Below are 13,944 nucleotides of genomic sequence, written 5' to 3'. Positions count from 1 at the left end.
AGTATATAAAGATTCTAAATTAATAAATATAAATTTATCTTTAAAATGTAAAATAATTTTATAAAATTCCATATTTATAGGAATTTTAGAAACATTAATTACAAAATTTAATGCTCAAATAAAAATATTTTTAATAAAAACTAAGATAATACTTAGCTTAATAAGATAAAATACACCTCATTTTAAATATTTTAATAATTTGGGAAAATTATGGAAATTGCAGATATACCCTATTTAATTATAGGAATAATTTCAGGTATTGCCTCTGGACTTTTTGGAATTGGCGGAGGCATGATTATTGTACCTTCAATGTTTATGCTTGGATCAAGTGCTCATCATGCTATTGGAATTTCTGTATTTCAAATGATTTTTGCAGCAATTTTTGGCTCTTATATTAATTATAAAAAAAAGAACTTCAATCTAAAAGATGGCATTATAATAGGGTTTGGAGGACTCCTAGGAGGTAGTTTTAGTGGTATGCTTTTAAAAACTTTAAGCGATATCACTCTTACTAGTATATTTTTAATTGTAAGTTGTATATTTTTTATTAAATATGCTTTTAAAATCAAAGAAAACGTAACAAAAAATCAACAAAATTTTTGGATAAAAAATATAGTTTTATTTATTGCAGGTTCTTTCACTGGAATTTTTGCCATTTCCCTAGGAATAGGCGGCAGTCTTTTAATCGCTCCTATTTTAGCTTATTTTTTAGGATATGATAGCAAAAAAGTTGTTTCCTTGTCTTTATTTTTTGTCATTTTTGCATCAATTTCAGGTATTATCTCCTTTTCAAATTCTGGAGTTATAGATTTTGAAGTCATTCATAAAGGTGTATTAGTAGGCATTGCTTCTATGATAGGAGTTTTCATAGGCATAAAAATTATAGAAAAAATATGTATTACAGCCCACAGAAAAATTCTACTTTATGTTTATGCTTTATCAATACTTGGAACAACACATTCTTTACTTAATAAATTAGGAGTTATCAATTTTTAACTTAGTAATAAAACACAACCCAAGTTTTTTTAATATTTTATATGTTAAAATTTTTAAATTTATATTAATGATTATTTAGGAATAACTATGAATAATATCATAAAAATCATTGGCGCAAAAGAAAATAATCTTAAAAATATTGATCTTGAAATTCCAAAAAACAAACTTATTGTTTTTACAGGACTTAGTGGTAGCGGGAAATCTACTCTTGCTTTTGGCACGCTTTATGCTGAAGGACAAAGACGTTACATAGAAAGTTTAAGTGCTTATGCAAGACAATTTTTAGATAAAGTAAATAAACCCAATGTGGATAAGATCGAAGGACTAACTCCAGCTATTGCCATAGACCAAAAAACCACTTCCAAAAACCCACGTTCAACAGTTGGAACCATTACTGAAATTTATGATTATCTTCGACTTTTATATGCAAGAATAGGTATTCAATATTGCCACCAATGCAATCAAAAAATTTCATCTATGAAAGCAAGTGATATTATTAATGCAATTTTACAATTCCCAAAAGGAGCAAAAATTATTATTTATGCTCCTCTTGTACGTGAAAAAAAAGGCACTTATGCAGACTTACTTGAAAATTTACGCAACAAGGGCTATGTAAGAGCACAAATTGATGGAGTTTTAGTACGCCTTGATGAAGAAATCAAATTAAGTAAAACTAAAAAACATAGCATAAAATTGGTCATAGATCGTCTTGAAATTCAAGAAGATTTACTCTCACGTCTTGCAAATGATATAGAAAAAGGCCTAGAAGAAAGTTTTGGGGAAATAGAAATAGAAGTTTTAAATCATGAAGAAATAAAACTTAATAAATATTATCATTTTAGCGAACATTGTGCTTGCTTTAATTGTAAAATTTCTTTTGTTCCATTAGAACCTTTAAGTTTTTCTTTTAACTCTCCAAAAGGAGCTTGCCCATCATGCGATGGATTAGGTATTCGTTACACTTTAGATATGAAAAAAATTATTAATGATAATTTAAGTCTTGAAAATGGTGCTGTTAAGATTATGTATGGTTTTAATAAAAGTTATTATTATAAATTTCTAATTGCTTTTTGCGAACAAAATAATATTCCTACAAAAACATCTTTTTTAGATCTTAATGAAGAACAAAAACGCCTTGTATTATACGGCAATGCTAAAACCATAGAATTTCTTTGGAAAAGAAATCGTTTAAAACGTACTTTTGAAGGTGTGATTAAAATAGCTTATGAAATACTAAAAGATGAAAAAGATCTTGCAGAATACATGAGTGAAAAAATTTGCAAAGATTGCACTGGACATCGTTTAAAACCTGAAAGCTTATCAGTAAAAGTAGCTAAAAAAGGATTAGGTGAAATTTTAGATATGAGTATAGAAGATAGTACAGCCTTTTTTGCTGATGAAAAAAATTTTTCTTATCTTAATCAGCAACAAAAACTTATTTGTCAACCTATCTTAAAAGAAATCAATGAAAGACTGTTCTTTTTATATGATGTAGGGCTTGGCTATCTTTCTTTAGGACGCGATGCAAGAACTATAAGCGGAGGAGAAGCACAAAGAATTCGTATAGCCTCGCAAATTGGCAGTGGTTTAAGCGGAGTAATGTATGTTTTAGATGAACCAAGCATAGGACTTCATGAAAAAGATACTTCAAAACTTATTAAAACCTTAAGGAATTTACAACAAAAAGGCAATACTTTAATTGTTGTAGAACATGATAAAATGACTATACAAGAAGCTGATTTTATAGTAGATATTGGACCTAAGGCTGGAAAATTTGGCGGTGAGGTAGTATTTAGTGGCACCTATAAAGAGCTTTTAAAAAGCAAAAGTGAAACCGCACTCTATATGAATGGTAAAAAACAAATTTCTCAACTTCAAAATCGCCCCCAACAAGAATGGCTAAAACTTAAAAATGTCAATATTAACAATATTCACAATTTAAGCGTTGACTTTCCTTTGCAAAATTTAGTTGCAATAACTGGAGTTTCAGGATCTGGAAAAAGTTCACTCATACTTCAAACTCTGCTTCCTTTTGCCCAAGAAGAACTCAATCGTGCCAAAAAAGTTAAAAAACTTGGTGGAGTTGAAATAGAAGGTCTTGAGAAGCTTGACAAAGTAATTTATCTTGATCAAAGTCCCATAGGACGTACTCCTCGCTCTAATCCTGCTACTTATACAGGTACTATGGATGAAATCCGTAATCTTTTTGCTTCTACCAAAGAAGCTAAAATGCGTGGTTATAAAGCGGGACGTTTTTCTTTTAATGTAAAAGGAGGAAGATGTGAAAAATGTAGTGGGGATGGGGAAATTAAAATAGAAATGCATTTTTTACCTGATGTTATGGTAATTTGTGATACTTGCCATGGTAAACGCTATAATGATTCTACCTTAGAAATCAAATATAAAGGTAAAAATATCAGCGAAATTTTAAATATGAGTATTTTAGAAGCAAATGAATTTTTTAACGCAGTGCCTAAAATACGTCAAAAATTAGACACTTTAGTAAAAGTGGGCTTAGATTATCTTACCCTAGGACAAAATGCAACAACTCTAAGTGGAGGAGAAGCACAAAGGATTAAATTAGCCAAAGAATTAAGCCGTAGCGATACAGGAAAAACACTTTATATACTTGATGAACCTACAACAGGACTCCACTTTGAAGATGTAAATAAACTCATCACAGTTTTACAACACTTAGTTAATCTTAAAAATTCTGTTTTTGTAATAGAACATAATCTAGATGTCATTAAAAATGCCGATTATATCATTGATATGGGACCTGAAGGTGGGATTAAAGGTGGAAAAGTTATAAGTTGTGGTAATGTAGAAAAAGTTGCCAAAGAACATAAAAAAACCCTCTCTTACACAGGGTATTATTTAGATTTAGAACTTAAAAATACTAAAAAAATATAGTTTATCATGTTTGATTTTTTATATAATGATATTAGTTATTTGGGTCTTTTTATCGTATCTTTTCTCTCAAGTACACTTTTACCTTTAGCAAGTGAGGCTTTTGTTTTAGGCTTTATCAAACTTCAATTCAATCCTATTTTTGTACTTTCAATTGCTACTTTAGGTAATAGTCTAGGAAGTTTAAGTACTTATGCTTTAGCTTATTATGGTAAAGAAAAAATTTTAGAAAAATATTTTAGTCAATCTTTAAAAAAATTAGAAAAATTTAATATCAATTACACTAAATTTGGAAGTATTTTTGCCTTTTTAAGTTTTTTACCCTTAGTAGGAGATCTTTTTGCACTAGGACTTGGTTTTGCAAAATACTCCTTCTTAAAAAGTGCTTTTTTTATTTCACTAGGAAAATTAAGTCGTTATGCATTCATAATTTTTATAGCTAATTCTTTATAAAAATTTCATAATTTTTAATTAAATGAATCATTAAATTATATTTTTAGTCAAAAATATTTTAATATTGAGACATTTTAAGCAAAATTTTGAAATAATATAAATTAAAAAATTTCTATAATTTAAAGAAGAATTAAAATGAAAACTCTAACTATTATTGATACTTTTGGATTTTTTTTTAGACTTTATTATGCATTAAAAAATTTTACAAATTCTAAAGGAGAAGCTAGTGGAATGATTAGCGGCTTTGCTAATTTCATTTATAGTTTAAAAAATGAATATCAAAGTGATTACATTATTTTTGCCTTAGATTCTAAAGGTAAAACTTTTCGCAACCAAATTGATCCAAATTATAAACAAAATCGTACCCCTCCTCCACCCCAACTCTTAGAACAAATTCCAATTTGCATAGATATGATAGAAAAAATGGGATTTATTAGCATTTCAAAAGAAGGTTATGAGGCCGATGATATTATTGCTTCTGTAGTAAAATCTTGTGAAAATAAAGATATTTTTGTGCGCATTATTACTCAAGATAAAGACCTTTATCAACTTATTAAAGATGGTAAATCAAGTATCTATAATCCTATTTCTAAAAATAATTACGATGAAGCTGGATGTTTAGAAAAATATGGAGTAAAACCTTCACAAATAAAAGACTTTTTAGCACTTTGTGGAGATAGTTCTGATAATATACCTGGCGTTAAAGGTATAGGCTTAAAAGGAGCAAAAAACTTATTAGATGAATTTCACAATATAGAAAGTATTTATGAAAATCTAGCTTTAATACGCAATGAAAGAAGTCGTACTCTACTTTTAGAAGGTAAAAATAATGCATTTTTAAGCAAACAACTTGCTTGCTTATATGATAAATTAGAAGTACAAGATTTCATAGAAAAAGCTCTATATCCTAGCGAAGATCCTCTTTTTAAAGTTATTGATATTTTAAAACATTATGAACTTAATGCTTTACTTAAAAAACTACACCAATACTCTGATCATAAAGACACTAATTCAAATTTTAAAACTACTTTAATTCAAGATGAAAACAAACTTTTCAACATTTTAAATTCTCTTGATAAAGAAAGTATTATAGCCTTTGACACAGAAACTACAGGACTTAATACAAAAGAAGCAAAAATTGTAGGTTTTAGTTTTTGTATGAGTGAAGAAGAAGCTTTTTATGTACCTTTAACACATAATTATTTAGGAGTTGGAAAACAAATTTCTTTAGAAAATGCTAAAAAAGCTATAGAACTAATCTTTACACATTTTGTTATAGGACATAATCTTAAATACGATTTTGAAATCATTCAAAATAATTTTGATCTATCTTTACCTTTAAAATATGCTGATACCATGATTCTAGCTTGGCTTAAAAATCCCTCCTTAAAAATTAATATGGATGATTTAGCTTTAAGATTATTTAATTATAAAACCTTACATTTTGAAGATCTAGTAAAAAAAGGTGATAATTTTGCTAGCGTTGAACTTGAAAAAGCTTGTAAATATGCAGCCGAAGATGCTTATATCACCTTGAAATTTTATCTTTATTTTTTAAAAAATCTTGAACCTAACTTACTTGAACTTGCCAAAAACTATGAATTTCATTTTATACAAATTATTATGAATCTAGAAAAAAATGGTATAAAACTTAATACCAATGTTCTTGAAAATTTGATGAAACAATTTGAAATTGAAATTAAAAATTTAAGTGAAGAAATTTATACACTTTGTGAAGACAGATTTAATTTAAATTCACCTAAACAAGTAGGTGATATTCTTTTTGATAAACTCAAACTTCCGAGTGGAAAAAAAACTAAAACAGGCTATTCAACCGATGAAAAAGTTTTAAAAGAACTTTTAGACCATCATCCAGTAATTTCAAAAATTTTAGCTTATAGAGAACTTGCTAAACTTTATTCAACCTACTGTGAACCCTTATTAAAACTTGCACTAAAAGATCAAAATTCTCGCATTTATTCTAATTTTTTACAAACAGGTACAGCCACAGGACGCCTTTCATCTAAAGATCCTAATTTACAAAATATTCCCGCACATGGACAGTATGCAAAAGATTATAAATCTTGCTTCGTAGCTGAAGAGGGATATAGTTTTATTAGTTTTGATTATTCTCAAATAGAACTTAGAATGTTAGGACATTTTAGCGAAGATGAAAAATTATTAAATGCCTTTGCAAACAATGAAGACATACACGCAAGAACAGCTATTATGATCTTTGGTGAAAGCAATTATAAAACAAGAAGTATTGCAAAAAGCATTAATTTTGGACTAATCTATGGTATGGGCTATAAAACCCTAAGTCAAAATTTAAAAATAGAATCTCACTTAGCCAAATCTTATATAGAAAAATATTTTGAAAATTTTACAAGCATTAAAAAATATTTTGAAAAAGTCAAAAATGAAGTTAAACAAGAAGGTTTTATTACAACCTTAAGTGGAAGAAAACGGTATTTTGATTTTGAAAATGCTAAACCCATGCAAATTGCTATGTATGAAAGAGAAAGCATTAATTCAATACTACAAGGATCAGCAGCTGATGTTATCAAACTTGCCATGTTAGAAATAAATAAAGAATTAAATGAAGATAAACGACTTATTTTACAAATTCATGATGAATTAATTTTTGAAGTTAAAGATCAATTGTGTGAAAATTTTATAAAAAAAACTAGGGATATTATGGAAAATATAGTAAAATTAAAAGTAAATTTGCAAACAAGTTCAAATATCGCCAAAAATTGGGGTGATTTAAAATAATCAAGGAGATTTTGAATGGATCTTTCAACCATACTAGGAATGGTGCTTGCAATCACTAGTATTTCAGTAGGAGATATACTAGAAGGAGGAAATCCTTTACACGTTGTTCACCTTTCATCTTTTCTCATCGTTATGCCAACAGCCGCATTTTGCGCCATGACTTCAACTCATAAAAAAATTGTAAAAGCAGCGTATAAAGAACTCAAAGTTGTTTTTAAAGGTTCTGGTGTTAATTTACCTGAAAGAATAGCTCAATTAATAGAATTTGCAATTATTGCACGCCGTGATGGACTTTTAGCACTAGAATCAAGAACTAATGAAATTGAAAATGAATTTTTAAAAAATGCTATGATGATGCTAGTAGATGGAAAAAGCTTTGAAGAAATTCATGAAAGCATGGAAATTCAAACTGAACAACTTGAAGAACACTATAAAGAATGTGCAGAATATTGGATAGTATTTGGAGAAACTTGTCCAACTATGGGTCTTGTTGGAGCAGTTTTTGGTCTTATTTTAGCCCTTAAACTCCTTGATAATCCTCAAGCTATGGCAGCAGGTATTTCAGGTGCTTTTACTGCTACAGTTACTGGAATTTTTGGTGCTTATGCGCTTTTTGCACCTTGGGGTAAAAAAATGAAAGCTAATGGTATGGATTTTGTTAAAGAACAAATTGTTATCACTGAAGCAATAAAAGGTATCGCAGAAGGAGCCAATCCTAGAGATTTAGAAGCAAAACTTTTCAATTTTTTAAGCCACGATGATCCTAAAATTTCACAATTTGATAAAGGTTAATTATGGCTAAAAAACACAAATGTCCTGAGTGCCCAGCAGGAGAAAAATGGGCTGTACCTTATGCAGATTTTCTTAGCTTACTTTTAGCACTTTTTATTGCCTTATGGGCCATTTCAAAAACTAATCCTGCTAAAGTAGAAGCCTTAAAAACAGAATTTATAAAAATTTTTGACTATACCTCAACTCAAACTATTAAAGAAGAAAGTAAAACTCAAGAAAAATATAAAGCTGCTTCAAAAGAAGAAAGCGATGAACTTAAATCTTTAAAACAAATGACAACAACACAACAAGAAACGATTGATCGTCTTCAAGCAGCACTTGATCAAAGTGAGGATCAAATCGCACTCAATCTCCCTTCTAAAGTAGAATTTGAAAGAGGAAGTTTTCAAATCATTTCATCAGATATACAAGATTATTTAAAACGCATGGTTGAACTTACAAGTTACTTACCTCCTCAAACAAAAATAGAAATTAGAGGCTATACAGATAATAGTGATTCAAGTTTAAGAAGTTACGAACTTGCCTATAAAAGAGCAGAAAATGTCTTAAAATATTTTATCGAAGGTGGAGCTAATTTAAAAAATATCAGCATTAAAAGTTATGGGCTTAATAATCCTATTAACAACAATCCACAAGCCTTAGAAAATAATAGAGTAGAAATATATTTTAAAGTCGATACAACAGATACAAATACTCAAAAATCAGTTCTTGATCTTATAAATAAAATAGGAGGAAAATCACTTTAAGTGTTTTTAACCTCTTTATTTACTTGAGTAGCTAAACGGTTTTTATTGTTTGTATTATAAATAAAACCCAATACTTCAGCTACTGCCTTAAACATTTCCCTAGGAATCAAATCATTAATATCACAAACTTTATAAAGCTCTCTAGCTAAAGGTGGATTCTCATAAACAACAACATTATTTTCATAAGCTACTTTTTTGATACGTAAAGCTAAAAAATCTACTCCTTTAGCCACAATACGTGGTGCTTGCTCCTTGCTTGTATCATAACGGATGGCAACAGCATAATGTGTTGGATTAGTAATTACCACATCTGCTCCTGCAACATCTTGAATCATACGGCGACGCGCAGCTTCCATTTGAAGTCTACGTATTCTACTTTTAACCTGAGGATCACCTTCCATTTGTTTATATTCATCTTTAATTTCTTGTTTACTCATGCGTAAACTCTTAAAATATTGAAAACGCACTAAAAAAAGATCTAAAACCGCAATAATTAAAAAAGCAATTATTACAACAGCTACTAGAATAATAGTTTTATCTCTTAACCAAATGAGTTGATTAACTATATTATAAAGCTCAACTCTTGGAAGTTCTTGTATAAATCTAAGAAAAACTATAAAAGCTATAATAAAAACAATGCTTACTTTTAAAATAATTTTTAAACTTTCAACCAATTTTTTTAAAGAAAAAAGATTTTTTAAACCTTTTAAAGGATTGATTTTGTCTAAATTTGGAGTAATAGGTTTAGTAGTAAAAAGAAAACCAAATTGCATTACATTTCCTAAAATACCTGCAATCATAATACTTAAAACCACAGGTGCTAAAATAATTAAAATCTCAAAAATACTTTCAACCATAATAGCTTGAATAAGACGTAAATTAAACTCAACACCAATAAAACTTTGATAATACCTATATAAAGCAACAACCCTTTGACCTATAAAATCTATCATAAATAAAAGTATAGTTATTCCAACTATTAAACTGACTACAGCTGCTGCATCTTGAGATTTTGGAACATTACCTTCTTTACGAGCATCTTCTATTTTTTTGGACGTGGGTTCTTCTGTTTTTTCTTCATCATCACTTGGCATAATTTACCTAAAACAAAAATTTAAAAAATTATACAAATAAAACATATAAATTATCATTAAAAGAAAGATCAAGAAGTAAAAAGATCCTATTTAGGATCTTAAAAATTAAAGTCTGGCTTCATTTTTATTAAGATACTCTGCTACACCTTTAGGACTAGCTTTCATACCTTCATCACCTTTATGCCAACCTGCTGGACAAACTTCACCGTGTTCATTAGTAAAAAGCATAGTATCTACCATTCTTAACATCTCATCAATATTTCTACCCAATGGCAAATCATTAATTACTGCATGGCGCACTGTACCATCAGCATCAAGCAAAAATGAACCTCGAAGAGCTACAGCTTCAGCATAAAGTATATCAAAATTTCTAGCAATTTGTTTAGTTAAATCAGCAACAAGTGGAAATTGAACCTGACCTATACCGCCATTATTTATAGGAGTATTTTTCCAAGCAAAGTGCGAAAATTCATTATCACCTGAAATTCCAATCACTTCTATACCACGATTTTTAAACTCTTGGTATCTTTTATCAAAAGCAATAATTTCAGAAGGACATACAAAAGTAAAATCTTTTGGATAAAAAAATACGACTGCACCTTTTGGGCCAATATTTTTATAAAGATTAAAATCTTGAACAATTTCATTATTTCCCAATACTGCTGGGGCAGTGAAATCTAAAGCTTTTTTAGTAACTATCATAAATTACTCCCTTAAATAAAATTTTTATCAAAAAGTCAAATTATATCAATTTGAATCTTTAATTTTTCTTTAAATATTTAAGAGTTGGAATCATATAAATTATTTTATGATAAAATTATCTTTATTACATACCTAAATAAATAATATTAAAAAATTTAAGGAGATAAAATGGCTGTAAAAATTACAGATAGCTGCATTGCATGCGGTTCTTGCATAGATGAATGTCCAGTAAATGCTATTGTTGATGATGTTGATAACCCAGAAAATCAAGAAAGATATTATATTTATGCAAATAAATGTGTTGAATGTATAGGATATAATGATCAACCAGCCTGTGCTAGTGCTTGTCCAACCGATGCATGTATAGTATGGAGTACTATAGAACCAGGTCAACCTGGGCGCGATAATATTAACACGCAAATGAGAAATGAAAATACAGCAGTTTTCATATAATTATAAAAATTTCACAGGCTAATGAAATAGCTATTTTCTTAAAGATTTAATTTTTTTTAAACAAATTTAAGTATAATTTTAAGCTTTATTCAAATAAGGAGTTATTTTAAAAATGGAAAAAACTTTATCTATAATTAAACCTGATGCTGTTAAAAAAGGTGTTATAGGAAAAATTTTAGATCGTTTTGAAAGCAATGGATTAAGAATTGCTGCAATGAAAAAAATTCAACTCAGCAAAGAACAAGCTCAAAATTTTTATGCTATCCATAAAGAAAGACCTTTTTTTAAAAATTTGGTTGAATTTATGATTAGTGGTCCTGTTGTTATTTCTGTCTTAGAAGGTGAAAACGCTGTATTAAAAAATAGAGATTTAATGGGAGCAACCGATCCTAAAGAAGCTAAAAAAGGAACTATTAGAGCTGATTTTGCCCAAAGTATTGATGCAAATGCAGTTCATGGGAGTGATAGCTTAGAAAACGCTAATATTGAAATAAATTTTTTCTTTAAGCCAGATGAAATTTGTTAATTAAATGAAAATCTCTTTTTCTAAGATTAATACAAAAGAATATCCTTTTGAAATTAATCTCGAAAATATAATTTTCAAAGGAAATTTAACAAAAATAAATCATAAACTTGTTAAAATAAATGCCACAATGCAAGGATATATCTATAAACCTTGTGATAGATGCGGAGCAGAACTAAAACTTATAATTAAAGAAAAATTAGAACTCTTTGCAAGCGATGGTATTTTTAAAGACAATATAAATGAATTAAGCAATACTATAGAGTTTTTTCATGGAGAAATAAACTTAATAGAACTTGCTATAAGTGAACTTGAAGCTTATTTAAGTGATTATTTTTACTGCAAAAACTGCAGTAAATAATTTAAATTTATATACAAAGGAGATAAAATGGCAGTACCAAAAAGAAGAGTGAGCAAAACTCGTGCAGCTAAACGTAGAACTCATTATAAAATTAGTCTTCCTATGCCTATAAAAGATAAAGATGGAAGCTATAAAATACCTCATCGTGCAAATCCAGTAACTAAGGAATATTAAAATCTATGATAAGCATTGCCATTGATGCAATGGGTGGTGATTTTGGAGAAAAACCCATTATAAAAGGCGTTATAAAGGCTTTAGAAACAAAGCCTTTTCATGCTATTTTGGTGGGAAATTCTAAAATTTTAAAACCTTTAATACCTAAAAAATTAGAACAATATATACAATATGAAGAAGCAAGTGAAATTTTCTCAATGAATGAACATGCTACTGATGCTTTAAAAAATAAAGAAACAACTATATATAAGGCTATTAATTTATTGAAAGAAAAAAAAGTAGATGCTGTAGTTTCAGCTGGTCATAGCGGTGCAAGCATGTCTTTAGCGACCTTAAAACTAGGTAGACTTAAAGGCATTTTAAGACCTGCTATTGCTACTTTAATGCCAAATATTGTTAATAAAACTTTACTTTTGGATGTAGGGGCCAATACAGATTGTAAAGCTGAAAATTTATTTCAATTTGCTATAATGGGTGAAGTTTATGCTAAAGAAATTATGCAAATTCCAAATCCACGTCTTGCTTTACTTTCTAATGGAGAAGAAGAATCTAAAGGCAATGATCTAACCAAAGAAAGTCACCAACTCATGAAAAAAATTCCTAATTTCATAGGTAATGCTGAAGGTAGGGATATTTTTAATGGACAAATAGATATTTTAATTTGTGATGGTTTTGTTGGAAATTCCATTTTAAAAGCTTGTGAAGGTGTTGCAACAGCAATATTTCATCTTTTAAAAGATGAAATAAATCGTTCATTTATTTTCAAACTTGGCGCCTTATTGATAAAATCACCTTTTAAAAAATTAAAAAAACATACAGACTGGAAAGAATATGGTGGAGCTCCTTTACTTGGAGTTAATGGTTGTGTAATTATAAGTCATGGAAAAAGCGATGCTAAGGCTATTAAAAATGCAATCTTTCAAGCTATAAATTTTAGCCAATCTCATATTAATGAACTTATAGAAAAAGAATTGGAAAAATATAATGTATAAAGCCTGTCTTAAAAGCATAGCTTCTTATATTCCAGAAAAAATTTTAAGCAATACTGATCTTGAAAAAATGGTTGATACAAGTGATGAGTGGATAGTTAAACGCACAGGAATTAAAGAAAGACGCATTGCTAATGAAAATGAAAATACAAGTGATTTAGGTACAAAGGCAGCTATTAAAGCCATACAAAGGGCAAATTTACAAACTAAAGATATTGATGCTATTTTAGTAGCAACATTAAGTCCTGATTATTTTACCATGCCTTCAACAGCTTGTAAAATCGCTTCAAACCTAGGACTTATAAATATTACAGCTTTTGATATTTCAGCTGCTTGTTCGGGCTTTATTTATTTACTTGAACAAGCTAAAGCCCTCGTTGAAAGTGGATTAAAAAAAAATGTCCTTATTATAGGAGCTGAAAAAACAAGTTCTATTATGAATTATAGCGATAGAAGCATTTGTATACTTTTTGGAGATGGTGCTGGTGCTGCAGTTGTAAGTTTAGATGATAAAAACCACATTCTTGATGTACATACTGCAAGTAATGGGAATTTTGGCGATCTTTTAATGACCCAAAGATCACCAAAATCAAATCTTTGCCAAACCCTTTCTATGCAAATGAAAGGCAATGAAGTATTTAAAATAGCTATAAATACACTTAGCAATGATGTTATAGCTCTTTTAAATAAAAATAAAATCTCAGCTCAAGATATAGATCTTTTTATTCCGCATCAAGCAAATTTACGTATTATTAAAGCTGTACAGGAAAGACTTAATCTAGATGATGAAAAATGCGTTATTACTGTACAAAAATATGGTAATACTTCAGCTGCATCTATACCTATGGCTATGAATGATGCTTATGAACAAAAGCGTCTTAAAAAAGGAAATTTAATTTTACTTGATGCTTTTGGAGGTGGCTTCACTTGGGGTTCTGCTCTTTTAAAATTTGGTGGTGAAGATTTTTAATTTATT

14 protein-coding genes are annotated in these 13,944 nt (G+C 28.8%); 12 read left to right on the top strand and 2 right to left on the bottom strand.

The genetic code is table 11. The features are described 5' to 3' along the window. Positions 1-210: 210 nt before the first annotated feature. The 6 genes from A2J15_RS07235 (at position 211) to motB (ending at position 8,672) form a co-directional block, all read left to right on the top strand. Positions 211-996, top strand: a complete 786-nt coding sequence (locus A2J15_RS07235; protein WP_066777878.1) for a sulfite exporter TauE/SafE family protein — start codon at positions 211-213, stop codon at positions 994-996. Between the two features lie 87 nt (positions 997-1,083). Continuing rightward, positions 1,084-3,909 carry an excinuclease ABC subunit UvrA gene (gene uvrA / locus A2J15_RS07230; protein WP_066777875.1) on the top strand — a complete coding sequence of 942 codons (2,826 nt, stop codon included), beginning with the start codon at positions 1,084-1,086 and terminating at the stop codon, positions 3,907-3,909. Between the two features lie 6 nt (positions 3,910-3,915). Beyond that, positions 3,916-4,359, top strand: a complete 444-nt coding sequence (locus tag A2J15_RS07225) for a YqaA family protein (RefSeq protein WP_066777872.1) — start codon at positions 3,916-3,918, stop codon at positions 4,357-4,359. A 135-nt stretch (positions 4,360-4,494) separates the two neighbouring features. After that, on the top strand, positions 4,495-7,134 hold the full coding sequence (polA, locus tag A2J15_RS07220) for a DNA polymerase I (protein ID WP_066777870.1): 2,640 nt from the start codon (positions 4,495-4,497) through the stop codon (positions 7,132-7,134). Positions 7,135-7,149: 15 nt separating this feature from the next. Next, positions 7,150-7,926 carry a flagellar motor stator protein MotA gene (gene motA, locus A2J15_RS07215; RefSeq protein WP_066777868.1) on the top strand — a complete coding sequence of 259 codons (777 nt, stop codon included), beginning with the start codon at positions 7,150-7,152 and terminating at the stop codon, positions 7,924-7,926. Between the two features lie 2 nt (positions 7,927-7,928). Further along, entirely contained in the window at positions 7,929-8,672 is a 744-nt protein-coding gene (gene motB, locus A2J15_RS07210; protein WP_066777865.1) for a flagellar motor protein MotB, read from the top strand. Here motB and flhB read toward each other — a convergent pair. Both flhB and A2J15_RS07200 read right to left on the bottom strand, forming a co-directional pair. Continuing rightward, complete coding sequence (flhB, locus tag A2J15_RS07205; RefSeq protein WP_066777862.1) at positions 8,669-9,766, bottom strand: flagellar biosynthesis protein FlhB; 1,098 nt, start codon at positions 9,764-9,766, stop codon at positions 8,669-8,671. The genes motB and flhB overlap by 4 nt on opposite strands. Positions 9,767-9,871: 105 nt before the next feature. After that, positions 9,872-10,468, bottom strand: a complete 597-nt coding sequence (locus tag A2J15_RS07200; RefSeq protein WP_066777860.1) for a peroxiredoxin — start codon at positions 10,466-10,468, stop codon at positions 9,872-9,874. 168 nt (positions 10,469-10,636) lie between these two features. Here A2J15_RS07200 and A2J15_RS07195 point away from each other — a divergent pair, with 168 nt between their 5' ends. The 6 genes from A2J15_RS07195 (at position 10,637) to A2J15_RS07170 (ending at position 13,938) form a co-directional block, all read left to right on the top strand. Continuing rightward, the gene (locus A2J15_RS07195) at positions 10,637-10,921 is read left to right on the top strand and encodes a DUF362 domain-containing protein (RefSeq protein WP_066777857.1); all 285 of its coding nucleotides are present in this window, start codon (positions 10,637-10,639) and stop codon (positions 10,919-10,921) included. 112 nt (positions 10,922-11,033) lie between these two features. Continuing rightward, positions 11,034-11,447: a nucleoside-diphosphate kinase gene (ndk, locus tag A2J15_RS07190; RefSeq protein WP_066777855.1), complete on the top strand. Its 414-nt coding sequence runs from the start codon at positions 11,034-11,036 to the stop codon at positions 11,445-11,447. Between the two features lie 4 nt (positions 11,448-11,451). Next, a complete protein-coding gene (locus A2J15_RS07185; RefSeq protein WP_066777852.1) occupies positions 11,452-11,805 on the top strand; it encodes a hypothetical protein in 354 nt (117 codons plus the stop codon). Positions 11,806-11,832: 27 nt separating this feature from the next. Next, positions 11,833-11,979, top strand: a complete 147-nt coding sequence (rpmF, locus tag A2J15_RS07180; protein ID WP_066777849.1) for a 50S ribosomal protein L32 — start codon at positions 11,833-11,835, stop codon at positions 11,977-11,979. 5 nt (positions 11,980-11,984) lie between these two features. Continuing rightward, positions 11,985-12,971, top strand: coding sequence for a phosphate acyltransferase PlsX (gene plsX / locus A2J15_RS07175; RefSeq protein WP_066777847.1), 987 nt, complete (start codon positions 11,985-11,987; stop codon positions 12,969-12,971). Next, the gene (locus tag A2J15_RS07170) at positions 12,964-13,938 is read left to right on the top strand and encodes a beta-ketoacyl-ACP synthase III (RefSeq protein WP_066777844.1); all 975 of its coding nucleotides are present in this window, start codon (positions 12,964-12,966) and stop codon (positions 13,936-13,938) included. The genes plsX and A2J15_RS07170 overlap by 8 nt, the downstream gene beginning before the upstream one ends. Positions 13,939-13,944 lie beyond the last annotated feature (6 nt).

The organism is Campylobacter hepaticus, assembly GCF_001687475.2.
In the GTDB taxonomy this organism is placed as follows: Bacteria; Campylobacterota; Campylobacteria; order Campylobacterales; family Campylobacteraceae; genus Campylobacter_D; species Campylobacter_D hepaticus.
The sequence above is the reverse complement of the archived record's forward strand: the minus strand, read 5'-3'. Positions and strand labels throughout refer to the sequence as shown.